Raw genomic sequence first — 26392 nt, 5'->3', positions numbered from 1 at the left:
AGCTTTCTATCTCAAACCCATTTTTATGTCCAGATGTAATTTTGTTACTAGTTTGCAAGAATGTTTTTTCACCACAAATAAGGTTCTTAACTAGATTTGCTTTTATTAAACAGTCTTACGTTTCCACAGTTTTGGTTGTGTACGACTGTTTCTTATTGAATATATTCCAAATGATTGCCAATAGTTTTCTGGTATTAGCTAGCAATACCTTATTATGATTCATTCTTTTCGAGAGAGTTTATATTTATAAAAGAACTTGGATTCTTTAGTTCTACAAGTCGCCTGTGTGCATTGAATAAGTAAAATTCTTAAATATTTATTTCCGCGCAATGTCTTTTTTCCTTTGATATTTCCTGCACTTTCTTCATTTTTAGTTTTTAGCCCTGCCCATTCGACAATAGCGGAAGCTGTAAGAAATGCTTTCATATCGCTTCCTATTTCTGCAATGATTCTCATAGCAGTATTCTGCTTTATTCCCCGAATTGTTTCCAAGAGTTCTATCTCTGGTGTAAAATATGAGTTGTAGATTTCTCTCATTTGTTCGTAGCATTCCTCTATTTGACGTTCATAAATCAGAGTTCTTCCTGTGAGAACTTTAAAATCATGCGATCAGCTTTAGAAACAATCTCTGAAGTGCAGGTTTAATCATTTCCTCCCCATGATTGTTACGGGTACGTTTATGAACGAGTTTAATGACTGGCTCTCTCATCCGTATTGGACGAGAAAATTTAGATACTTATTAGCTTCTTGTTTAATTTATTGTGGTGATATGATTATTAATATCCTTTTTCAGTATTTTATAATTAATAAAATGGATATTTTGAGTAAGACGTAAAGTAGAAAATGTTACATTTGTATTGAAATAAAATTTAATGGTAATGTTAATACAACGATATATATTTGTAGCTATAATAATCGTATTAGGACTAATTTGGGGATGGATCGGCAAAATGTCTTATGATTCAAAGCTTTTGGAGTTTGAAGCGAAATCAAAGAAAACTTTTATAGAGGCATTGAATATAGAAATGAGGAACCGGAATATTCCTAATATGCCTATGCATTCAAATTCGACTACCGCATCTCTATTAAAAACTGAATATCCTGATTCTGTTTATATAATGGACGAAACAGGAAAGCACTATTTTAAATTTTATATTGAAAAGCATAATAATAGTACTACGAATGATGTGGAACTACGTGCATTACAATCAGGTGTTTTTTATGAAAATCCAATTCAGCCAGATTCGCTTAATCACATATGGAAGGCACTATTATTGAAAGAGAAAATATGTTCACAATCGGCTTTAAGGTTATCAATTTTAGATCGTCATCATGTAACGACGGTGACCACAACTGTTAATAGTGCCTGGTGTAATAAGATTAATCCTGTGTTTATTACCTATATTGGATATGCTTTTGAGATAGAAGTAACAGGTTTTATAAATTATTCGATATGGTCTATTTTAGGGTGGTGGATTTTAATCTATCTATTATCCTATGTTCTTTCTATTTTTGCAGCATATATTATAGTGTCATATATGCTGACTAAAATTAAAACATTGCGTCAAGTCAAAATAAAAGAGGTACATATACCAGTTTTTGTGAAAGAAAGTGATGGACCTCACGTAAATTCATATGCTTTACGAGAAAATTTTATATTTTATGCCGAACAAAGAGTTATTGAGATAGATGGCGAAAGGAAAAAAATACCATTGCAAGCTTCTTTATTGCTTGAATTATTTTTAAATTCTAAAGATTATATAGTGACAGATGCTGAAATAATGAATACGTTATGGCCTGATGGTTCTGGTCATCTAAAACGTGTACATAAGGCGGTTGCACGCTTGCGAACTTATTTGATGACAGATTTTCCTATTCGTATTGAGAGAGAAAATTTAGATACTTATCAGCTTTTTGTTTGACTTATTGTCTAGAATTGAATAGTTTTATGCCTCGATGAAATGGAGCATTTTTATATGAAAAATATTTGGTCGCAAATAGTCACCCATTTTTGGAGATATATAGTTTTTCATTTTTTAATTTTGTTGGAATGATACTTGTATTCGATAACTATAGTTTATAAATAAATTATATATGTTTTGAAGGATAAATGAATGCTAATATCATTTTCCAAAGGAAAGTTTCAAGTTTTAGGAAACTAAGCTAAAATGGAAATAAGTTAGTTATCAAAAATATGGTGTTAATGGTCAAATATTTTATTGTATTTGTTCCAAGTGTACTGAATATGATTAATCATATTCAGTACACTTGATGTTTTTTGTTTGATAGGATTTGACTAAAATTGATTACTAAGTGTTATCTTTGCGTCACAAAATAGCATAAAGATAAACATTATGAAGCGTATAAGCATTATCCTGTTAACTGTAACAATTACTCTTGGAGGAATTGTTTTCTGTATTGCTTGCAGAGTTACTTATGAATCAAAGAAGTTTGAAGTTCAGCAAAAAGCAAAGGATGCTTTTGTTAAAGCATTAGATTTTGAATTTAAAAGTAGAAACTTAGAAAAAACTTTTTCATTTAAATATGATGGAGTAACTCCTTTAACTGCCGATTTACCAGACTCTGTTTGTATTGGAGGTAAGTCTGGAATGCATTGGTATCGGCTTGATCCTGTGAAACATCGTATGAATATAACAACTGATATAAATGTCCGTTTATTACATTCATTAACTCTTGAAGAAACTCCTTTAAACACTGATTCTTTGAATGAAATTTGGAAGGAATATCTAAGGAGATCTGATAAATATCTTAAAGTTGCATTATCCATTTCTGTATTGGATAAGGACGGTAAAGTAAAAGTTAGTAATTCTTCTCAGAGTCCATGGTATACACCGTCAAATCTAGTTTTTACTATTTATATTGGCTACGCTTGTGAAATAGAGATTATGGGTTATCTTCATTATTCTTTATGGGAGATGATGTATATTGAGATTCTGTTTTATTTATTATTGTATGTTATTTGTGTGTATGTGATTTACAAAATTAGCATAAATGTTATAGTGAGGATGAAATCGATGCGACAAAAAGAAGTAGTAGAAGTTCCTGTGATAGAAGTAGTGCAAGAAATGGCTAATACTCCTATACGATCATATGTTTTGCATGATAATGTTGTGTTTTATGCTGGACTACAAAAAATAGAAAAATTGGGAGGCGGACAAGAAAAGCTTCAGCCTCAATCATGTCAATTGCTGGAACTTTTTCTTAAAGCTAAAGAGCATGATTATATTTTGACGGATGAAAGTATAATGAAAGAACTATGGGGTGGTAAAGTTATAAATGACCGTCTTCATAAATCAATAGGTCGTTTGCGTTCTTGTATTCAGAAGGTAGAGCCATCAATAGACATAAATAGGAATACATCGACTACTTATCAATTGCTTCTTTAATAAAGTTTCTATTAACTAACTTTGAAATACTCCGATGAAAAGGGGGGATATAAGAGAAAATATAGTTGGTCCGAAATGGTCAGCTTCTTTTTTTGGTATATCGTCTTCTCTTCTCTATCTTCGTACCGTAATTAATTTTAATATTAAAAAAGTGAACTAATATGAAAATGTTTTTTGTTTTTTTATTTATATGTTTTGTGGCTGTTTGGAATACTAAAAAAAATAGTCAAGATAAAGCAAGCTTATTGTTATTAGATAATGTAGAAGCATTGGCTTCTGATGAAGGAGCACAAATTTTGAGATGCGTTGGAATAGGAGATGTTGATTGTCCGATAGATCATAAAAAGGTTGAACGTTATGGTATTGGGTATAGTCTTGAAAAATAGTATTAGCCTCCTCTTCCTCTTTTTTTTTGTTTCGTGTGGGATAAAGCAGAAGGAATATTCTGAGAACATATATCCTTATGCTGATTTTCCGCAAGAAAAAGAAATAATAGGAGAAGTTATAGAACTTGATTCTGTTTTGCTTCGTTATCCTTTTAGGATTCATATAGAAGGAGATAGAGCTATTATAATGGATTTACATGGTTTCGATTATTATGGTCACCTCTTTCAATACCCTGATTTTCAGTATTTATGTTCTTTTGGAAGACGTGGCGATTCCCCTTCTGATATGTTATCTCTGGAGAATGTACGATTTGGTAAACATGCAGTGTGGACATTAGATGCTAATAAAAAAGAATTAACTAGGTTGGTTTTTTCTCCATCCTGTGATTCACTTCTTCGAGATGAAGCGGTGACATTGGATGGAGATTTATTAAGACCTCTTGATTTCGCTATATATAATGATACTATTTTCATTATTCCAGACTATTCGGGTGAAAAACGTTTATGTTGGGTGAATCGTAAAGGGAATCTTGTGAATAAGATAGGTGAGATTCCATCTGATAATGAAGAGGCGATGCAATATGCACGTCCGGCTTTAGCTCAAGCTTGGCGCAGTTTTCTAGATTATAATTCCAAAAATGGTGTGTTGGCAGTTGTTACTCAATTGGGAGAAGTTGTAGAAGTCTATAATTTAAAAGATACTACTCATATTGTTCGTATAGGTGAACATGGTGAACCTGAATTTCAAGTTTCCGGAGGGTATGGAATACCTATAGGAATTAAGGGATTTAGTGATGTGCAAGTGACGGATAGTGCTATTTATGCTGTATTTAATGGCACTACTTTTAAAGAATTGGCAAAAAATAATGGTCGTCTTCCAGAAGGAGGTAAATATATATATGTATTCGATCTGAAAGGGGAACCATTATGCAAATATATACTGGACCACTCCATAACTGGTATTTGGGTTGATGAAGCTACAAAAACTATTTTAGCAACGGATGTAAATAACGACCAACCAATAGTGAAATTTCGCTTTGGTTAGGAGTAGTGGTAGATAATAACTGTTTTTTAAAGGAGCATATTGATGGGGTATGGATTTTGCCGGATCTATTCCACATCATATATGCTCCTTGTTCTATATTAAGTGGTGAGATAGGATCAATTTTTCATCAATCTTATCTTATAAAAAAATGAAAAATGACTGGGTTTTATTCTTATTCATCTGTCGATGAAATGGTGGTTTTTAATATAAAATAGGCGTGGTCCGAATTTGTCAGTAATCTCTTTTGGTAATTGCTGTTTTATCGCTTACTTTCGCATCCGAAAAGATATGATATTTATCATCAAAGTTGAATACTATGGAAAGTAATATGAATTATATATTAAAGAGATTATAAGAAAATATTAGAAAGGGGAGAGCTGTTTATTACCTCTGAGAGGGAAAGTATTGGTGGTATTCAGCTTACTCCTTTCTTCTAATTTTAAGATAAACTATAGTATGATTCATATAAAAACGATAAAAGTACTGAATGTGTATAATTAGTCTTATTATAAAGATACAATGCAAAATAAAGGTTGATAAGAAAGTATGTTAAAACGCTATGGATTTCATTTGGTCCTAATAGTCTTACTTATCGTATTAGGATGGCAGATTATGGATTTATTGACTACTCAAGAAGAGTCAATATCTCCATTGGAGGTTTCCTTACAATTAGCTGGAGACAATCGGTATGAATTGGAAAAAGTACTTCGTTATTACCAGAAAGATCCATCTGATAGTCTTAAATATAAGGCTGCCTGCTTTCTAATTCAGAATATGTCGTATTACAAGTATACTGACGGGGAACAGTTAGAAAATTATAAAATATTCTATGTTTGGCTGAAGGACTTTCCAAAAAGATCTCCTGAACAAATATCAGATTCAGTGAAACAAGTTTTTGGACCAATAGGTGAACTGGAAAAAAAATGTGATATACAAGAGGTGGATTCCGCCTATTTATGTAATAATATAGAGTGGGCGTTTAAAGTATGGCAAGAACAGCCTTGGACAAAGCATGTGTCATTTGATACTTTTTGTGAATATATTCTGCCGTATCGTATTGATAATGAATCTTTGACTTATTGGCGTGAAGAGTATTATAATACCTATAATCCGTTACTTGATTCTTTGCGTATGTCGGACAAACTGGATAAAGAGGATCCAATAGTCGCTGCCAATTATCTGATAAGTAGGTTGCCGGATAAATTCACTCGTAATTCAACAGTATCACCCTATTCTTTTGGTCATATAGGTCCGAAATATGTTCCTTACATGACCGGTACGTGTAGGGATCGGTCAGATTTTGGCATGTATTTACTCCGGGCTTTGGGCATTCCCTGTGCAATGGATTTTATATTGGGATGTGATCTTGCTAATGCGGGCCATTTCTGGCTGACTGCATGGGATAAGCAGGGAAGAGATTATAAAACAGAATTTCCCAATTCTTTTGTCTATGTTTGTAAGGATGGCTGGTATAATAATGATGATGCGGTGAAAGTTTATCGTTCTACTTTTAGTGCAAACAAGGAGTTATATAATAAAATGGCTAGTCTTAGCACAGAGTTATATCCCTTTTGGAAACTTCCCAAATTTAAAGATGTAACTTATACCTATGCGCGCTATTATATGAGGGAACTGAAGATCCCTTCATCTAAGATCTGCAAAGATAAGGCGAAAGGAAAAATAGCATACCTATGTATTACTGATCGGGAAAAATGGGTTCCCGCCGATTGGACGGAATATGATGTGGATAATTTAGTATTTAAAGATATACGTAAAGGTGCAATCCTTCGCGTGGCTACTTATGATAATGGGGCATTGTCTTATATAACAGATCCTTTCTATATAGACAGGATGACAAATGAACTGCATTTTTATTCTTGTGGAAAAGATACCGAAGAGGTGGTACTATATTCTAAATTTCCACTAGAAAAAGAGTTTTTATTTAGAGATCGACTTGTTGGTGGCGTGTTTGAGGGGAGTAACCGTCCTGACTTTGCTGAGAAAGACACCTTGTTTATTATTCAACAAAAACCTAAACGCTTGTACACATCAGTAAAGAGTTGGAATAACAAGAAGTACCGTTATATCAGATATTTCGGTTATAAAAATACTCATTGTCAGATTGCCGAGATTGCTTTTTATGGAGTTAATGATACCGTTCCGTTAAAGGGGAAAGCAATAGGTACTTATGGGTGTTACCAACAAGATGGTAGCCATGAATATCCGAACGCTTTCGATGGTCAAACGTGGACTTGTTTTGATTATCTGGAAAATGACGGTGGTTGGACCGGATTGGACTTTGGCGAACCGATGCAGGTGGATAAGATTGTTTATACTCCTGCCAACCGTGATAATTATATCCGTCCGGGAGATAATTTTGAGTTGTGTTATTGTGATGGTAACTGGAAATCTGCCGGTATAGTGAAAGCGACTACAGATTCTCTGGTGTATCGTAATATTCCGCGAAATGCGATTTTATTATTGCATAATCGTACACGTGGAGTACAGGAAAGAATATTTGTTTACGAAAATGGTCGTCAAGTATGGAAATGAAAGAAAACATAAACTATAATGGTCACTCGTTAAACTGTAGCAGCAGTTTACTAGTGGTATGTTTGTATGTCATTTGTCTGCTGACAGCCTGTGATTCACCGGAGAGAAAAGAAGTCATAGCAAGCAATATTCATCCGCCACGGCATACATTGCTTTCTTTGGCACCGGCTTTTTCTATAGAAGCTTCAGGGGATACTTTGTATCATCAATACCTTCGTTTGCCCAAAAGAAGGAATTTCCTTTAATTGGAATAATATATATAGATGGAAAAGGCTATCGTTTTATGGGAGGTGACTCATTGCGTATTCAAGCTTTGGCTCCATTGGCGGGAGATAGTTGCGGTTGGACGGGAAAGTATTCTTTCTTGTGTCCGGAAGATGATTGGAAAAAAGCTGAATATAATGATACCGGTTGGGAGGAGGGAAGAGCTGCTTTCGGGACGGAGGGGCTTTGGTATGTGACTAACACTTTTTGGGATGTTAATAATATCTTTGTCCGCAGAAATGTAAAATTGGATAAAGAGAAGTTAGATGACCGAAAATTGTATATTCGGTTCCTTTGTGATGATATTGCTACTATTTATCTTAATGGTGACGAGGTGGTTCATTCTGATTATACTGACCGAATAGTCGGTTGCCGACAACTTCCGGATACGATTGTTGAGAAGTTGCGAGAAGGAGATAATCTGCTTGCCGCTCATTGCTATGACATTGCTAACAAAGCGTTATTGGACTACGGAATATATGTCGAAAATAAGGAATATAAGGATATTGTTACTGCTCAATTAACATCAGTCGATATTCAAGCTACCCAAACGCATTACAAATTCCAATGCGGCGAAGTGGAACTTCAATTGAGTTTTGTTTCACCTGCTTTGTTGCAGAACAGCGATTTTATGGGTTGTCCGGCAGGATTCATTTCTTATCAGGTTATATCTAAAAACGGTCAGCAGCACAATGTTGAAATCTTGTTCGATTTGGATATGGAATGGATGTTTGACCGGGTTAGAATAAAAGAGTCAATAAAGGAAGGTTGGAAGATCATACAGGGAGATAGTTTGTACATAGCGATGAAGTCGGAAGATGATATGCAATCGGCCTATAAGGATGGACGTATTATCCTGTCACAGAAGAATATGATGCGAAACGGCAAGGATAATGGTGTGCTTCTTTTAGGATATAAAGAAGGAGAGGTTTTACAATATTTTGGTGAGAATCTGCCTTGCTATTGGGAAAAAGGTAAAAAAATGGGTATAAAAGATGCTCTGAGAAATATGGGTAACGAGTATCAGTCGTTGCAACGTAAGTGTAATGAAGTAGATTCCTATTATTTACATAAACTATTACTGGAAGAAAGTAGTATTAAAGCCGATAAAATGCTTCCATTTTATCGTAACTTTATGTCTACTCGCCGAATCTCGGTCGCTCCGGATGGTGAATTGTTGTGCTATGGCAATATCGTTGGTAGGGTGCGCGATGCTTTTGGCAGCTATCCTTATTTACTGTTTTACGAACGTATTGATTGGATGAAAGGTCTTTTGAAACCAGTCTTTGATTGCTGTGAAAGTGGACATTGGCGTAAGCAATTTCCTCCTTTTGATATTGGATTTTTTCCAATTGCTATTCATCAGGAGAGTGTCAATGACTATGCAATAGAAATGGCTTCTGATATGATGATGATGACTTTGGCTGTGGTTAAAGCAGAAAAATCTTTTGATTATGCCGAAAGACATTGGAATGCTGTGTCTCAATGGGGGAATTTTTTGGTGAATATAGTAACGAAGCAGCAGAAAATAACAGTTGAGAAGCAAAACGATTCTGTAGCATTGAAGAAAGTAACAGTTGAACAACGGGAGGTTCCTGTCGAACAGATACCTTCTGCAAATAAGGAAGAAGTGAAGTCTGTTTTAGGTTTAATAGCTTATCAGGAACTGTTAGAGTTACAGAGAAGAAGCGATGAATAACGGAATGAATTACATAAAGAGATTTTTAAATGCTGTCCTGAATATATTGTTTTGGGGAAGTTGCTTTTGCGTTGTCTTGTTCCTTCTTCAACTTTTTTGTTTCGCTTCTTTCAAAATCCCTTCTGATTCGATGGAGCCTACTTTGCGGGATGGTGACTTTATACTAGTAAACAAGTTGGTGCTTGGTGCACGTTTGTTTGATGTATCTGCCTCTCTAAAGAATGAAGAGGTTCCAATCTACAGACTTCCGGCCTTTGGAGATTTAAAGCGGAATGATGTGTTGGTTTTTAATTTTCCATATCGTAAGAAATGGAATTATGTCCATATGGATATCATGCGGTATTTTGTGAAACGATGTATTGCTCTGCCGGGAGATACCCTTGAAATAAGGAGCGGACTTTATGAAATACGTGGCTGTAATGATATTTTGGGCAATAGGAAAGCTCAACTCGAACTTGCCGATTTGGAAGATCCGGGGAAATGGGGTATTGTAACTAAAACTTTTCCGAATGATAATCGCTTGGACTGGAATATCAGGGAATTCGGTCCGTTGGTTATTCCTAAAGAGGGACAATGTGTATTAATGAATGACACCAGTTTTCTTCTTTACAGGCAATTGGTTGGTTGGGAGCAGAAGAAAAAAATGTATCTTAAAGGTGGTAAGGTATTATTGGGGGATAGTGTGATACATGAATATCGTTTCCTGAAAAACTATTATTTTGTTTCCGGTGATAAGATGGCTAACTCAAAAGACTCCCGTTATTGGGGAATGTTGCCGGAGGATTATATTGTCGGAAAAGCAACTCGAATCTGGTATTCGAAAAATAGGAATACAGATAAAACGCGTTGGAATCGGATAATGAAGAAAATAGAATAGGATTGGAATTGGGATGGCAATAATAGTTCGTTTTTTAGCTATTGCCGGTATTAGTTTGAAAAATATGAAAAGAGTGTTTCCCGTTGTTGCTATTGGGGGAAAATGGAATGGCTGCTTCTGGGTTATGCTCTTTTCTTTTATTGAGATTTTAAAAGGTGGATTCTATGACGGTGGATTGTGTCTGGGTGTGAATTATCAGGCGGAGGTGGAAGATCTATCAAAAAGATGTTTGACTGTACAGTATTATGTCTTAGTTGATTAAAGAAAGGTCATTAAAGGGGCGGTTTTAGAGAAAAATATCTTTGGTCCGAAATGGTCAGCCAAAATTTTTTGCGATTTGGCTTTTATCGCCTACTTTCGCTGACGAAATGATATGGAAATTACATAAGAGTCTGAATCTATAAGAAGAGGATAAGAACAAAAATGTATTGGACAGTGACGAAACAAATGATGAAGTATAGTATTATGCTATTGTTATTCTTTTTATTCTCTTGCGGAGATAGTAGAAAGGAGAATATAGCATCTATATTGAAAGAATGGGAGCATCGGGAAATATTGTTTCCTAATAATCCAATATTCTCAATACAAGGAAATGATACGGTTGCTTCTCCGACAGGAGGTAAATATAAGGTGTTTTCTTATGTTGATTCAATTGGATGTATCAGTTGCAAATTGAAACTGAACGAATGGCAGAAGTATATAGCTGATGTTGATTCTTTATATCCTGATGTTGTGCGCTTTTTGTTTTACTTTCATCCAAAGAGTCGGAATGAGATTCGTCGGGTTCTGCTATTTGATAAGTTTAAATATCCGGTTTGTATAGATGAACAGGATTCTATCAACGAATTGAACCATTTTCCTTCGGAGGCGATGTTTCAGACTTTTTTGTTAGATGAACAGAATAAAGTGATTGCTATGGGTAATCCAATAAATAACTCGAAAGTGAAGGAGCTTTATATGAGTATTATTTCAGGTAAGGAGGGATATTCTAATGGGGTGAATAATCGGCAATTGACAACTGCTACTTTATCTGAGACTCATTTGGATTTCGGAGAGTTTCCCTGGAACGCGAAACAACAAAGGGAAATTCAAATCACCAATACGGGAGAGAATCCTTTAGTGATAAATGAAATGGTAACATCTTGTGGATGTACGGTTGTGGAGTATGATAAGCAACCTGTTTCACCAGGTAAATCGATACCGATTAAAGTATATTATCAGGCGGGACATCCAGAGCATTTTAATAAAACTATTACGGTGTATTGTAATGCGAAGAATGCTCCATTTTTGGTCAAACTTAGCGGAGATGCTAAATAAATAGTATGTTTCCATGATTTTATAGATATATAACCATAAACCTTAACTTAAATTATGAAAGAGAGAATGTATTGTATAAACACTACTAGTTGGATTAGTTTGAGATTTGTTGTTAGTCTGGTAGTGTTCATAGGGGTAATGTCACTTTTGGGAGTAGTGTTAGTTTCTCCGGATTATTTTGATACAGGAGAAATGTCATATCAAAAGATGTGGCTCAGTAGAATGGCTGTCGTATTTGCAATATGTTCTCTTTTTTCTCTTAGTATAAATGATAGAAAGAGAGATAGATTCTATAGCTCAGTTGTTTGGAGTTTAATTTTACTGGGTGGTGTTGAAGCTATATGGGGATTAGGGCAAATATATGGTCAGGTGGGATCTCACCATTCATTATTTGCATTGACGGGGTCATTTTATAACCCGGGACCTTATTCAGGTTATTTGGCGATGGTATTTCCTGTTTGTTTGGGAGAATGGCTATTGTTGAAAGATAAGGCTAACCGTGAATGGATTGAACAAGGGAAATATTATGTAAGTTTAGGTGTAATCTTATTGATTATCTGTGTTTTGCCCGCAGGAATGAGTCGTTCCGCATGGTTGGCAACGGTCGTTTCCGGATTATGGGTATATGGAGCACATTATTCATGGGGAACTCGTTTGAGAAAGATAGTAAAAAAATATAAGAAAAGGGTGTTTCTGGTTGCTGTCATTGGGGGAGTAGTAGTGTCAGCCTCCGGTTATGCTCTTTTCTTTTTAAAAGCTGATTCAGCTAATGGACGGCTATTGATGTGGAAGGTTACTAGTGTTGCTATTGCAGAAAAGCCATTAATGGGATATGGTTCAAATGGATTCACTTATGCATACGGAAGAGCTCAGGAAAAATATTTTGCCAATGCAAATTACTCTGAAACGGAAGAATTGGTAGCCGGGAGTCCGGAATATGCTTTTAATGAGTATTTGCAGGTTGCTGTGGAACAAGGTATTCCTTTCTTGTTGGTAGTGTTGTTTGTAATAAGTTTTGGCCTTTGGAAAGGTGTTACCGAAAAACGTTTCAGTATTTGTGGTGGTGTGATTTCTGTTTTAATATTCGCATGTTTTTCTTATCCTATGCAAATTCCCGGTTTTGCAGTGGCATTTTATTTTCTGTTGGCAGCCTGTATTGTGGGGCGTTCACGTTTTTATATGCTATTATTTACCGTAATGATTACGTTGTGGGGGACATTTTATTGGAATCATAATTGGTATGATGCTTGTAAAAGATGGTCTAGCTGCAAGATGCTTTATAAAATAGGCGCTTATCAGGCTGCCAAAGAGGGTTATGAATCATTATATTCGGAGTTAAATAGTAATGGTGCTTTCCTTTTTGAATATGGGCATTGTTTGCATAAGTTGAAAGATTACGAAAGCTCGACAAAAATACTTGAAGAAGCAATTGTGTATTGTAATGATCCGATGGTTCTAAATATAATAGGTAAGAACTATCAGGCGGAAGGGGAGTATGGAAAGGCGGAAGGATGGTTAATACGTTCTACGCATCGGTTACCTAACCGGATTTATCCTTATTATTTGTTGGCGAAACTTTATGCGGAACCCGGATACAGGCAATTGGAGAAATTGAAAAGTATAGCGGAAATAGTGCTGACAAAGGAACCTAAAGTTCAGTCTACAGCGGTGAAAGAGATGCGGGAAGAGGTTAAGAAACTGGTAGTTTCACTGAATAATAATGAGGAAAATAGTAATTAAGTTTCTTCCTTAATAATATCTTCCGAGATGATTCAGATGAATGATTTTGTCTTAATGATGCTGCTTTCTGTTGTCTTTAAACAGAGGGAGCAAGTCCTATATACATTTGACTATGAATTTGATGTAATAGAAGATCATATTTTATTGGTTTATAATTATATGGATAGATTGGAACTGTTGTGTCTTACTAAAGAAAATAAAATAGTACCTCTATACTTATTGTGAGCTCAAACAAAGACCAACAAGGTTTGTGTAATTCGAATTTGAAATGTTGTTTTTTAGGAATAGCTTCTTATAGTAACTTATTTTTCTGTTTAAAGAGTAATGATGGTTCGGAAGAAGGAAATGTCTTATGCATATTTGATATAGATGGTAATTTTAAGTATCAGATTACGTTGCTTTATCGTTATAAGTTGAACGGAATTTTAGATAATATAAAATAGATGAGTGAAGCTAACTGGGTTTTGATAATAATTTAATTAACTAGAAAAATAAAGAAACCTTATTCGGTGGAAGAACTATAAAAAGATGTTTGATTGTAAAGAGACTAAATGTTATTATGTCTTATGTTGATAAAATAAATAGTCATCAAGGGGGTATTTTTATAAAAAACACCTTTGGTCCGAAATGGTCAGCCAAAATCCTTTGCGATTCCGCATTTATCGCCTACTTTTATCGACGAAATGATACAGAAATCATAAGAATCTGAATCTATAAGAAGAGGAAGAGAATAAAAACATATAGGACAGTGACGAAACAAATGATGAATATATATTATGTTGTTTCTTTTATTCTCTTACAGAGAAAGTAGAATAAGCACTTATATTGAAAGAATGTTAGTATTGGGAAATTATTGTTTCTTAATAATCCAATATATTCAACACAAGGAAATACGGTTATTTGTCTAATGTGAGGTAAACTATCTTATTTGTTTAATGATTAACCAATATTATGGTATTAGTATAAGCTGAAAGAGAATTATAATTATGTTAAAAAGGAGCAAGGTGATGACTGTTTGATCTTGCTGAACCGCTTATCATCTGCTCCTAAACCCTGTAAAAAAGGAGGTATAGCGGAAAAATAGTAATATTGAATATGGTAGCAAATATATTTTGCGGTTCTGTTGAAAGGATAGATGCAGAATGTTTAAAGTTTAATAAATAATTTTTAAATAGAAATATGAAAAAGAATAAGGTTTTAATGATTTTAACAGTTTTGTGTGTTTTGGTTTCTATTAGCATTAATGTTTGGAAAGGATCTAAAAATGATGATTTTAGAGATGTTGTTTTAAACCAATTAGATGCATTGGCTAATGATGAAACAGGAGATCATATAACTTGTTATTGTGCTTTAGCGAGTGATAATAATTGTGCAGCAAATAATAATGGTTCCTCAAAGTGCGCAGGAGGAACAAATATTAAATGTTGGGAATACGATAGAAACTGTAACTAAACTAGTTATTAATGCGAATTAGTAGTTGTTATTGATTTCTAGTTGACAAATAAATAGATGGTGCGATAAAATTTTTCTATTGTATATAGTAATACTTTAGGTGTAGATATCGAATATTTGTTTTATTATCCAGCTAGTAATTAAACGATAAGGGCGTTTGTATTACTTATGATACAGTCGTGGAATACACTACTGATTCGTATTATTAATTTATAGAGTAATTGAATAAGTAGAATATTTTATATTTAGTTGACATATGTTTATTTGAAGCGACTTTAGAAGTGGTAGCTTTATACTAGTCCTGTTATTAAAAATATATTATTATGAAATTAATTATTTTTCTTTTTTCTTTTTTACTTATAGTAGGGTGTGGAAAAAGGCAAGATGCATTTAGTTGTGCAAAAGTATTTAATGTAAAAGATGTGAAATATGATAATCTTGTTCTCCAGACTTTATTATTAGATAGTATAAATACATCTTCTTTTGGAGAATCATGTATCTCTCCATCGGGTGATATTGTTTTTATTGATAAACACTTTTGTACTGTAACATTTTTTGATACATGTGGTCATCTGAAAAGTACTCATTTAGGATTAGGAGGTGGGCCTTCTGAAACTCAAGTTGGTAGGATTGCTGCACAAAGTTTTTTACCAACGGGAGAATTATTACTTATGGGGTATAATTTGGACGTACATTTATTTAATCCAAACTTTATGTTGGATAAAGTATTTCTAGTTAATCGAGAAAAACGCCCTAATTTGGTTGAATCGTCAATGACGTATACTAATCAATATAATGATATGGTTTGCCGTAGCTATGGTGATTGTTTTTATATGAATGTATATTCTGAACATCCAGAATTTAATTACTTGGAGGAAACCCAGCAATATTTACAGAGTTGTCGCCATATTTGGGAAATTGATTTTAGAAAAAATATGGATGGGAGATTGTTGGCTAGTGGTTATCCGAATAGTTATTTAAAAGATCTGAATAAGCATGTTGTTTTTCTTGGAACGCGTTTTGATATTGATAAACAAGGTAATTTTTATGTTAGTTATGAAGTGGATTCTTTAATATATGTTTATGATTCTGATTATAATCCGTTGGCCACTTATGGTTTTCAAGGTAATGAAATGAATTTAGATTATTTATCTATTTATGATTATAAAACATGTCGGAGTAATTATAGAAAAGAGAGACAAACCAAAGGGCATTATTATTGGTTAGAGTTTGTAGACGAGACTCAGACGTTATTTCGCTCTTATCGAAAAACAGGAGAGAATGATGGACTTCAAATATATTATGAAGGTAAATTAATTGGAGATATAGAAGTTCCTAAAGATCTTCGTGTGATGGGGTATATTGATCCTTATTATTATTCGTATATAGTGCCAAAATTAGATGAAAATGATGATTCGTTAATTATATATCGTTTTAGATTATGAATATGAGAAGAATAAAAGAATATTTTATCTATTTATTAATAATGTTTATTTCAATAATTAGTATTCTATTTGCATTAACTAAACCGAGTAAGGAGAAACCTATACTACCTATTGATGTAGGACTTAATCATACATTTGATTCAATATCTCAAGTTAAATTCTCTGGAAAAGTTGTGAATTTTGGAGTTGTTCCTGCTGATACAGTATTAAAAGCTAAATTTATATTATATAATGTGGGAAAATATCCTCTTAAGATAGAGGGAATTAATCCTGATTGTTCGTGTACAGATTACTTTTTATCAAATGATATTGTATCTGTGGGTGATTCTACATTACTTGTGTTGATTTATAGTACAAAAGATAAGCTTGGAGAACAAGAGTTGCATACTATAATTAAAATGAATACTACCGAGAAAATGTATAAAGTGACGCTAAAGGCAGATATAGAGTCTTAATTGTATATTTGGAGTGAACTCGATCTAGTGGACTGATTGTAAGTGCTAGAACAGAATTTTGATAATATCAACATCTTATTCCGATTGCTATTCATTAGGAGGGTGTGAATAAATACGGAATAGAAATACAGTGGATATATTGCAGATGAAATGGGTTGTAGTGGAAACGGAAAAATATTATATGGAGCAGCATTAGAAAGCTATTTTCTGATGGAAAGAAGACTATTTAGTGAAGGCAAAATTGATAAAACAAAAATAGCTTCCTTCTATAAATTTGAAGAAGAAGTTTAGTCTATTTTAGGTGTGGTAGTTTATCAGGAATTTATAGAATTACAGAAAAGAAGATAAATAAAAGAGTGAATAACATAAAAAAATGGCTTAATTTTATCCTAAATTCTATATAGACAATTGAATTTTAACTATTGGGGAACGTTACCAAAAGAATTTGTTTTTGTGAAGTCGATCTATTGGGTATTTATCGCAAAGAAGTATAGATTAAATACGCAGGGAGCGGATAATGAAGAAAATATAATAGGCTTCGTATTCTATTTTTGATAGTTATATATTGGGGTTATTAATGGATGGAAAAAGAGATCTCCGTTTTATTTATATATGATTTTCGATAAAATGAGAAATTGAAGAAAAGATAATAAAAACGATGAAATGGACAATTTTAGAACAAAAGCAACATTGGTCATAAATAGTCAGCAAAAATTGAGTGTTTTACTCACATTTTTCTTACCTTTATTGTCGAAATTTAGTATATATGATATAATAAAATAAATAATGATGGAAAAACACAAATGTAAGTGGGTGCTGCTTTGTCTTGCATTAAGCATAATTACGGCATGTTCCGATAAAAAAGAATCATCAGAGAATAAGGATAATAAAAAAGAAGAAGGCATTTCTACTATACTTTCCGATGCACAAAGTGAAGTGACTGTACAAATCCTCCAAAAGCAAGGTTTTAATCATGAACTTGTAAGTAATGGTAAGGTAAGCTCCCGAGATAAAGCGGAGTTACGCTTTGAAAGTAATGAGGTCATTGCACATATTTATGTGAAGAATGGAGATCGGGTACGGAAAGGTCAGAAATTGGCGGAACTGGACAAGTTTCGTTTAGAAAATAAGTTGTCACAGGCTGAAAATTCATTGATGAAAGCGGAACTTGAGCTAAAAGATGTTCTTATTGGTCAAGGGTATAATGTGGACGAACTGGATAAGGTTCCGGCAGATGTAATGAAGTTGGCTAAAGTAAAGAGTGGATATGACCAAACTAAATCTCAATATGCATTGGCTAAAAGAGAAAATGAACATGCTACATTAGTGGCTCCGTTTGATGGAATGATAGCTAACTTGTTTGCCAAACCTTTTAATCTTGCGAATACTTCGGAGGCATTTTGTACATTGATCGATACTAAGGGAATGGAAGTCGAATTTACGGTATTGGAAAGTGAACTTTCCTTGATTCAAAAAGGAGATAAGGTAGTGATTACTCCCTATGCGGGAGGAAGTGCTTTCGAAGGTCGTGTTTCTGAAATTAATCCATTAGTAGATGCCAATGGGATGGTAAAGGTGAAAGCAAGTGTAAACAGTCAAGGTAAACTTTTCAGTGGCATGAATGTTCGTGTAAGTGTTCACCGTTCTTTAGGCGAGCAATTGGTAATCCCTAAAACTGCGGTTGTATTACGTTCCGGCAGACAAGTCGTTTTTACTCTGGAGTCAGGACAAGCGAAATGGAATTACGTAAACACCGGATTGGAGAATGCAACGGAATGTATCGTATCCGATCGGTCGCAGAATGGAGTGACGGATGGATTGCTGGCAGGAGATACAGTTATTGTAACCGGAAATCTGAATCTGGCGCATGAAGCTCCGGTGACTGTGATATGGTAAGATGACGGACTGAGAACGACAAATATTGAGAACATGATAAAATTTCTGATACAGCGTCCCATTGCCGTATTGATGGCTTTTACAGCTTGCTTTATTATCGGGTGTGTGACGTATTCCACTTTGCCCATATCCTTGTTGCCGGATATAGCCATACCGGAAATAACCGTGCAGGTTTCAGCTTCCAATACTTCGGCACGTGAGTTGGAAAACACTTTAGTCAAGCCATTACGGCAACAGTTACTTCAGGTGTCTTCTTTGAAGGATATCCGTAGTGAATCCCGAGATGGTGCAGGTATTATCCGTTTGTCCTATGAATATGGGACTAATACTGATCTTGCTTTTATTGAGGTGAATGAAAAGATTGATGCTGCAATGAATTATCTTCCTAAAGAGGCGGAACGGCCGAAAGTAGTGAAAGCCAGTGCAACGGATATTCCTGTTTTCTATCTGAGTCTTACCCTGAAAAATGACAATTCCTATAGTCCGACCGACCAAAGGGCTTTTCTTCAGATGTGTGAATTTGCTGAGACGGTTATTAAACGGCGTATCGAACAGTTACCCGAAGTTGCTATGGTCGATGTGACCGGATTGCTTGAACAACAGGTACAAATTGTTCCTGATCGGGATAAACTTGCTATCATGGATATTTCTATTGAAGATATTGAATCTGCTTTATCTTCAAATAATGTGGAACCGGGTAGCATGAGGGTACGTGATGGTTATTATGAATATAACATTAAATTCTCTACGTTGCTTCGTACTCCAGAAGATGTGGAGAATATTTATCTGAAGAAAGGGGATCGGATTATCCAACTGAAAGATTTTTGCCGCATCAATATTATTCCTGTCAAAGAGAAGGGGTTTTCACTGTCTGGTGGAAAACGTGCGGTGACATTGGCTGTTATTAAACAGGCTGATGAGAATATGGACCAGATGAAGGATGCTTTGGTTAAAACGATGAATAGTTTTAAAAAAATGTATCCGGATATAGAATTCAATATTAGCCGTAATCAAACGGAATTGCTGGATTATACTATTTCCAATCTTCAACAAAATCTTTCTTTAGGTTTTTTATTTATTTGTATTGTTGCCATCCTTTTTCTGGGAGATGTGAAATCTCCTTTGGTTATTGGAATTAGTATGGTGGTATCTATCGTCATCAGTTTTGTGTTTTTTTACCTTTGTGGTATGTCTCTCAATATTATATCTCTTGCCGGATTAATTTTGGCATTGGGTATGATGATTGACAGTTCGATTATTGTAACGGAGAATATTTCTCAATACCGTGAAAAGGGGTATTCATTACGTCGTGCTTGTATTACCGGAACTAGCGAAGTGATGACTCCGATGCTTAGTTCTTCTCTGACCACTATTGCTGTATTTGCACCGTTGATCTTTATGAGTGGCATAGCCGGAGCTATCTTTTTCGACCAGGCTTTCTCAGTAACTGTTGGTCTGATGGTTTCATATTTTACCGGAATCATGCTGCTCCCAGTATTGTACATGTTGGTTTATCGTACCAGTATTAATACCCGAAAATGGAAATGGTTTTCTTTTAAGTTTAATAACCTGATTAAAGACCATACTTTAGATCGTTTTTATGACGCTGGTGTGAATTGGGTATTTGCTCATAAGACCTTTAGTGTACTATTCTGTATTATTTCCATTCCTCTTTGTATTTTCTTCTTTTTCTTTATTGACAAAGAACGAATGCCTGAGATCGAGCAGACAGAACTGATTGCCCGTATCGATTGGAATGAGAATATACATGTAGACGAAAATCAACGTCGTGTAGATGTCTTGTTTCGTGCAGTGGAGGGAAAAGCTACTGAGCATACAGCTTCCATCGGACAGCAGGATTTTATTCTGAAGCGTGACAGAGAACTTTCTTCTTCTGAAGCGGAAGTCTATTTTAAAGCTAAAAGTGTAAAAGATATCACTGTTCTGCAAGAAGAAGTGTATCAAAAGATAAAATCAGATTATCCGTTAGCGGTAGTCTCTTTTTCACCACCTGAGACTGTCTTCGAGAAGTTGTTTGTCACTGGTGAACCGGATATTGTGGCAGAGTTTTATGCTCGTAACAAGAACCATGCTCCGGAAGCGGGGACGTTGCGTAAGATGGAAAAGAATCTAACAATGCAGACAGGGGTAGAACCTACTAGTATCGCTTTCGAAAATCAGTTGAATTTGACAATCAATAAAGAAAAAATATTGCTCTACAAAGTGTCATATAATGAACTTTACCGGGTTTTGAAAACTGCTTTCAGAGAAAATAGTGTCAATATGTTACATTCTTATCAGCAATATCTGCCGATTACTATTGCCGGAGAAGAGAAAACGGTAAACGAGGTTTTGCATGGGACTCTGGTGCAAACACAACCGGATTCGAAAGGATACTCTAGCTATATTCCTTTGTGGGAATTGGTGAACGTGACTCCATCTGAGGATTTAAAGACGATTACTTCCGGTCGTAACGGAGAGTATGTTCCTTTTGACTTTTACAAGGTAGGAGATGTTAAGGCTTTTATGAAAGAGGTTAAGGAAATGGCAGATAAGAGTGGTGAGTGGGATACAGGTTTTTCCGGTGGCATATTTTCTAATCAGAAAATGTTGGATGAACTTGTAGTGATTTTATTTATTTCACTTTTGCTGATGTATTTCATTTTGGCAGCTCAATTTGAGAGTTTCTTACAACCATTGCTTGTATTGGCTGAGATTCCTATCGATGTCGCTTTCGCATTATTGTTACTTTGGTTGTGTGGCCATACACTGAACCTGATGTCGGCTATTGGATTGATTGTGACTTGTGGTATTGTAATTAACGACTCCATTCTGAAGCTAGATGCCATCAATGAATTGCGTAAAGCGGGAGTACCGCTGATTGAAGCTATTCACGAGGCAGGGCGCAGACGTTTGCGACCAATCATTATGACCTCACTAACTACAATTTTTGCTATGGTTCCTTTGCTCTTTTCTTTCGACATGGGTTCAGAATTACAGAAACCTCTTTCCATCGCCATGATTGGAACAATGACTATCGGAACGGCTGTGAGCCTGTTTATTATTCCTTTGCTTTATTGGTTTATTTATCGGAAAAACAAGATTGAACATGAAGAAAATATATGATTACCTGATAGCTACGGTCTTTTTTTGTACTCCATTTGTTACCGTGTATGCTCAACAACCTGTTGTGCTAGACCTTAGCCGTACGATTGAGTTGGCAAATGACAGCTCACTGGAAGCTTTTCGTACCCAAAATATGTATCTCTCCGGTTATTGGGCATATCGTACTTACCAAGCGAACCGTTTACCGAGTCTGACAATGAATCTGACTCCTGCTCAATATAACCGGGATATAACGAAACGTTATGATTCACAATCCAATCTTGACGTATATCGTACCCAACAATCTTATTATGCTTACGGTAGTTTGTCTGTGAAGCAGAATTTTGATTTGACGGGCGGTACTTTCTATCTGGAATCGAACTTGACATATATGCGTAACTTCGGTGATAGCAAGACCACTCAATTCACTAGTGTACCTATCCGAATTGGATATTCACAAAGCTTGCTGGGATATAATGCTTTTAAATGGGAACGTAAAATTGAACCGTTGAAATATGAACGTGTGAAAAAAGAGTTTCTCTATAATGTGGAGAAAGTATCTGAGAAAGCTACCTCTTATTTCTTTTCTTTAGCTATGGCACAAGCTGAGTATGACTTGGCAAAAGAAAATATGGCTTCCAGTGATACCCTTTATCGTATTGGTGAACAGCGGTATAAGATTGCAGCTATCTCTCAAGCTGACCTGCTAACTCTGAAGTTGGATCGCGTGAATGCGGAAAATTCATTGAAAAATAAAGCGATTGACCTGAAACGTGCCATGTTTTCATTGGCTTCTTTTTTGAATCTGGATAAAAATACACAGATCAAATTGGAACTTCCATCCCATCTTAATGATTTGCAGATTCCTGTGGATTTAGCGTTGCAATGGGGAAGAAGTAATAATCCGCAACTGCTGGAACTGAAACAGAATATTCTGGAAGCGGAAAGGAGTGTGGATAAGACTAAAAAGGAATCACGTTTTAATGCCAGTGTCAATGCAAGTATTGGTTTCAATCAAGTAGCGGAAACTTTTGGTGATGTATATCATAAACCTATGCAACAAGATCTGGTGGCTGTCAGTGTTTCTATTCCTTTGATTGATTGGGGAGTGAGAAAAGGAAAATTTAATATGGCACGTAATAACCTGAATGTCGTGAAAATATCTTCTCGTCAGGATGAGATCAGTATTGAAGAGGAGGTTATTATGACCGTGAATGATTTTAATATTCAGAAACAATTGATAGCTAGTGCAGAAGAGGCGTTAGACTTGGCGATATTAGCGTATGATCAGACCCGGCAGCGTTTTATTATTGGAAAGGCGGATATCAATAGTCTGACCCTTTCGCAAAATCGTCAGCAACAGGCACAACGTAATTATATTTCTTCATTGCAGGAGTATTGGCTGAACTATTATAAGATTCGGCGACTTACTTTGTTTGACTTTGCTACAGGGATCTCACTCTCTGATCGATTTGATTTTAATGGAGGAAGCATAGTTAAATAAATAATAAAGAATGAAGAAGTTACTGGAGAAACATAGTGGGCTGAAAGTCTCTGCTTTTACACTGATTGTTGCTTTTATTTGTGTGGCATTGGTTGGGCTTACACTCATTCCGTTGCTTCCGGTGAAGCTGAATCCTTCAAGAACTTCACCGGGATTCTCCGTATCGTTCAATATGTCCGGAGCTTCCTCGCGTGTAGTGGAGATGGAAGCTACCAGTAAATTGGAGGCAATGCTTGCCCGGGTGAGGGGGATAAGAAGCATCTCTTCTACTTCTGGAAATGGCTGGGGAAGAGTGAATGTGAGTCTGGATAAACATACCAATGTAGAAATGGCGCGTTTTGAAGCGTCTACTATTATTCGCCAGACTTGGCCTGAATTACCTAAAGAAGTAAACTATCCTACTATTCAGATGAGTGGTGTGGGAGAGAGAAGTCAGGGACCTTTTATCTCTTTTACTATTAATGCGCCCTCTACACCAATTCTCATCCAGCAGTATGCAGATGAACATATAAAACCGAGATTAGCCCAAATAGCCGGTGTTTACAAAGTGAATCTTAACGGAGCTACTCCTATGGAATGGAGGTTGGAGTATGATAGTGAGCAATTACGGAGTTTGGGAGTGTCAGTAGATGATATTAGACAGGCTGTCAGCCTGCATTATCGAAAGGAGTTTATGGGGACTTCGGATGTGGAACAAGTCGATGGGGGGAAAGAATGGATTCGATTGGCATTGGTCCCGGAAAAAAGTAACCGAATCTTTGATCCTTCAGATATTTCGATAGTGATTAAAGATGGTAAGATGATTGGTTTGAATGAACTGGTAAAAGTTACGCGTGAAGAAGAAGAACCACAAAGTTACTATCGTATTAACGGACTGAATTCTATTTATTTATCATTGGTGGCTGAAGAAACAGCTAACCAGTTGGCATTGAGTAAACAGGTAGAGGCCGTGATGGAAGAAGTTCATGAATTTCTTCCCGCCGGGTATGAAATACACATGAGTTACAATGCAACGGAATATATTAAGGAAGAACTAAGCAAAATTTATTTGCGTACTGGAATGACAGTACTTATTCTTCTCTTGTTTGTGTTGTTAATTACTTGGCGACCTAAATATTTGTTTCTGATTGTTGTCAGTTTGACTATTAATATGGCAATCGCCATCATTTTCTATTATCTGTTCGGATTGGAAATGCAACTTTATTCCCTGGCAGGTATCACTATTTCTTTGAACTTGGTGATTGACAATACGATTGTGATGAGTGATCATTATCTAAGACACAGGAACTTGAAAGCTTTCTTGTCTGTGTTGGCTGCTACGCTGACTACTATGGGGGCTTTGGTAGTTATATTTTTCCTTGATGAAAAAATACGTCTGAATTTGCAGGATTTTGCAGCAGTAGTTATTATTAATCTAGGAGTCTCTTTATTGGTCTCTTTATTCTTTGTTCCTTCTTTGATAGAGAAGATTGGGCTGAAGAGAAAAGGTAGAAGAAAAAAGAGTGGTGTCAGATGGCAGAGATTAATGGACCATAATTGGTTTCGATGGATCAGGCGGATAATGAGACGGATACCTGTTTATTTTTCTCATTTTTATATGTGGCTGATACGGATTCTTTGCCGTTGGCGAGTTGCAGTTTGTTTACTGCTTTTGTTTGCGTTTGGATTTCCTGTATTCTTGCTTCCCGAGCATATGAAAGGTGAAGATAAGATGGCTGATTTTTATAATCGGACTATAGGAACACCCACTTATAAGGAGAAAGTGAAACCCATAGTAGATAAGGTCTTTGGTGGTAGTTTACGGCTATTTGTTCAGAAAGTTTACGAAGGTAGTTACTTTACCCGTAATGATGAGGTGGTGCTATATGCTAATGCAACTTTACCGAATGGAAGCACATTGGAACAGATGAATACATTGATAAAGCGTATGGAAGCTTATTTGAGTGGTTTTAGTGAAATTAAGCAGTTTCATACCTCCGTACAAAGTGCCCGCCGGGCTTCTATCAGTGTTAATTTTACGAAGGAGCATCAGTATAGTGGTTTTCCTTATACATTGAAAGCGAATATAATCGGTAAAGCATTGCAATTGGGAGGTGGTAGTTGGGATGTATACGGTCTTCAAGATCAAGGATTTAGTAATGATGTACGCGAAAGTGCCGGTTCCTTCCGGGTAAAAATGTATGGTTATAATTATGATGAACTTTATTTTTGGGCAGAAAAGTTGAAAGAGAAATTATTATCCCATCGTCGCATCAAAGAAGTAACTATTAGTTCCGCATTTTCTAATTGGAAAGATGATTATAAGGAATTTTATTTTGACTTGGATAAAAAGAGAATGGCGGAAGAAGGGGTAAATGCTCAGACTCTTTTTGCTGCTATTCGTCCTCTTTACGGTCGTAATATGGAGATTGGCTCAGTATTGACACAAGATGGAGTAGAAAAGATTAAATTATCTTCCCGACAGTCAGAAGAGCGAGATGTGTGGGCGATGCAATATTTTCCGGTTCATGCGGGGCGCCGAGATTATAAGTTATCTGAATTGGCAAAGGTTGAGAAAGGGCAGATGCCACAAGAAGTGGCTAAAGAAAATCAGCAATACCGTTTGTGTCTGCAATATGAATATATCGGCGCTTCTGAGCAAGGGTACAGAATATTAGATAAAGATTTGGAGGAATTTAAAGAAATTCTCCCTATGGGGTATTCCGCTAAGTCAGAAAGGCAGAATTGGTCTTGGGGATCGAGTGGTGTGAATAAGCAATACCGCTTGTTGTTAATTGTGGTTGCCATTATTTTTATGATTACCAGTATTTTGTTTAATTCATTGAAACAACCACTAGCCATTATTTTTGTGATTCCGGTTTCTTATATAGGAGTGTTCCTCACTTTTTATTGGTTTAAGTTGAATTTTGATCAGGGAGGTTTTGCCTCATTTGTATTGCTTTGCGGTATTACAGTGAATGCAAGTATCTATATTTTGAATGAGTATAATGCACTGCGCAGACGTTTCCCGCATCTTTCTTCACTCCGTGCGTATGTGAAGGCCTGGAATATTAAGATTATCCCTATTTTCCTGACAGTAACTTCTACTATTCTAGGGTTTATACCTTTTATGGTAGGGACTGAGAAAGAAGGATTCTGGTTTCCGCTGGCAGCGGGAACAATCGGGGGATTGATCATGTCAATGGTTGGTGTTTTCATCCTGTTACCAGTGCTTACATTAAAAAAGAAAGATATTTAAAGCTAAGAA

The 26392-nt window shown here is 35.6% G+C and carries 20 protein-coding genes; 19 read left to right on the top strand and 1 reads right to left on the bottom strand.

Annotation, left to right across the window (positions count from 1 at the left end):
* Window positions 1–219: 219 nt before the first annotated feature.
* The gene (locus EJF25_RS25375; RefSeq protein ID WP_235016695.1) at window positions 220–537 is read right to left on the bottom strand and encodes a transposase; all 318 of its coding nucleotides are present in this window, start codon (window positions 535–537) and stop codon (window positions 220–222) included.
* 341 nt (window positions 538–878) lie between these two features.
* Here EJF25_RS25375 and EJF25_RS03335 point away from each other — a divergent pair, with 341 nt between their 5' ends.
* The 19 genes from EJF25_RS03335 (at window position 879) to EJF25_RS03250 (ending at window position 26383) form a co-directional block, all read left to right on the top strand.
* Complete coding sequence (locus EJF25_RS03335; RefSeq protein WP_160119367.1) at window positions 879–1922, top strand: winged helix-turn-helix domain-containing protein; 1044 nt, start codon at window positions 879–881, stop codon at window positions 1920–1922.
* A 432-nt stretch (window positions 1923–2354) separates the two neighbouring features.
* Entirely contained in the window at window positions 2355–3407 is a 1053-nt protein-coding gene (locus tag EJF25_RS03330; RefSeq protein WP_125040039.1) for a helix-turn-helix domain-containing protein, read from the top strand.
* 161 nt (window positions 3408–3568) lie between these two features.
* Window positions 3569–3793 carry an NVEALA domain-containing protein gene (locus EJF25_RS03325; protein WP_125040038.1) on the top strand — a complete coding sequence of 75 codons (225 nt, stop codon included), beginning with the start codon at window positions 3569–3571 and terminating at the stop codon, window positions 3791–3793.
* The gene (locus EJF25_RS03320) at window positions 3783–4838 is read left to right on the top strand and encodes a BF3164 family lipoprotein (RefSeq protein WP_370685699.1); all 1056 of its coding nucleotides are present in this window, start codon (window positions 3783–3785) and stop codon (window positions 4836–4838) included. The genes EJF25_RS03325 and EJF25_RS03320 overlap by 11 nt, the downstream gene beginning before the upstream one ends.
* A gap of 612 nt (window positions 4839–5450) precedes the next feature.
* Window positions 5451–7391 carry a transglutaminase domain-containing protein gene (locus tag EJF25_RS03315; protein WP_370685690.1) on the top strand — a complete coding sequence of 647 codons (1941 nt, stop codon included), beginning with the start codon at window positions 5451–5453 and terminating at the stop codon, window positions 7389–7391.
* Window positions 7382–7636 carry a hypothetical protein gene (locus EJF25_RS03310; RefSeq protein WP_125040035.1) on the top strand — a complete coding sequence of 85 codons (255 nt, stop codon included), beginning with the start codon at window positions 7382–7384 and terminating at the stop codon, window positions 7634–7636. Before EJF25_RS03315 ends, EJF25_RS03310 begins: the two co-directional genes overlap by 10 nt.
* 38 nt (window positions 7637–7674) lie before the next feature.
* Window positions 7675–9354 (top strand): DUF5127 domain-containing protein, encoded by a 1680-nt coding sequence (locus EJF25_RS03305; protein ID WP_125040034.1) that lies wholly within the window; start codon window positions 7675–7677, stop codon window positions 9352–9354.
* 4 nt (window positions 9355–9358) lie between these two features.
* Window positions 9359–10231: a signal peptidase I gene (lepB, locus tag EJF25_RS03300; protein ID WP_125040360.1), complete on the top strand. Its 873-nt coding sequence runs from the start codon at window positions 9359–9361 to the stop codon at window positions 10229–10231.
* Window positions 10232–10244: 13 nt separating this feature from the next.
* On the top strand, window positions 10245–10493 hold the full coding sequence (locus tag EJF25_RS03295) for a hypothetical protein (protein ID WP_125040033.1): 249 nt from the start codon (window positions 10245–10247) through the stop codon (window positions 10491–10493).
* Between the two features lie 185 nt (window positions 10494–10678).
* Window positions 10679–11548, top strand: a complete 870-nt coding sequence (locus EJF25_RS03290; RefSeq protein ID WP_235016694.1) for a DUF1573 domain-containing protein — start codon at window positions 10679–10681, stop codon at window positions 11546–11548.
* Window positions 11549–11686: 138 nt separating this feature from the next.
* A complete protein-coding gene (locus EJF25_RS03285) occupies window positions 11687–13288 on the top strand; it encodes an O-antigen ligase family protein (RefSeq protein WP_370685698.1) in 1602 nt (533 codons plus the stop codon).
* A 1179-nt stretch (window positions 13289–14467) separates the two neighbouring features.
* Complete coding sequence (locus EJF25_RS03280; RefSeq protein ID WP_125040032.1) at window positions 14468–14740, top strand: hypothetical protein; 273 nt, start codon at window positions 14468–14470, stop codon at window positions 14738–14740.
* Window positions 14741–15063: 323 nt separating this feature from the next.
* A complete protein-coding gene (locus EJF25_RS03275; protein WP_125040031.1) occupies window positions 15064–16185 on the top strand; it encodes a hypothetical protein in 1122 nt (373 codons plus the stop codon).
* 2 nt (window positions 16186–16187) lie between these two features.
* Complete coding sequence (locus EJF25_RS03270; RefSeq protein ID WP_160119366.1) at window positions 16188–16640, top strand: DUF1573 domain-containing protein; 453 nt, start codon at window positions 16188–16190, stop codon at window positions 16638–16640.
* 150 nt (window positions 16641–16790) lie between these two features.
* On the top strand, window positions 16791–16931 hold the full coding sequence (locus EJF25_RS24805) for a hypothetical protein (protein ID WP_160119365.1): 141 nt from the start codon (window positions 16791–16793) through the stop codon (window positions 16929–16931).
* Between the two features lie 498 nt (window positions 16932–17429).
* A complete protein-coding gene (locus EJF25_RS03265) occupies window positions 17430–18536 on the top strand; it encodes an efflux RND transporter periplasmic adaptor subunit (RefSeq protein WP_125040357.1) in 1107 nt (368 codons plus the stop codon).
* Between the two features lie 33 nt (window positions 18537–18569).
* Window positions 18570–21662: an efflux RND transporter permease subunit gene (locus EJF25_RS03260; protein WP_125040029.1), complete on the top strand. Its 3093-nt coding sequence runs from the start codon at window positions 18570–18572 to the stop codon at window positions 21660–21662.
* On the top strand, window positions 21646–23145 hold the full coding sequence (locus EJF25_RS03255; RefSeq protein WP_125040028.1) for a TolC family protein: 1500 nt from the start codon (window positions 21646–21648) through the stop codon (window positions 23143–23145). Before EJF25_RS03260 ends, EJF25_RS03255 begins: the two co-directional genes overlap by 17 nt.
* A gap of 10 nt (window positions 23146–23155) precedes the next feature.
* Window positions 23156–26383, top strand: a complete 3228-nt coding sequence (locus tag EJF25_RS03250) for an efflux RND transporter permease subunit (protein WP_125040027.1) — start codon at window positions 23156–23158, stop codon at window positions 26381–26383.
* Window positions 26384–26392: the final 9 nt, after the last annotated feature.

This window comes from Bacteroides faecalis, from assembly GCF_003865075.1.
GTDB lineage: Bacteria > Bacteroidota > Bacteroidia > Bacteroidales > Bacteroidaceae > Bacteroides > Bacteroides faecalis.
The sequence above is the reverse complement of the archived record's forward strand: the minus strand, read 5'-3'. Positions and strand labels throughout refer to the sequence as shown.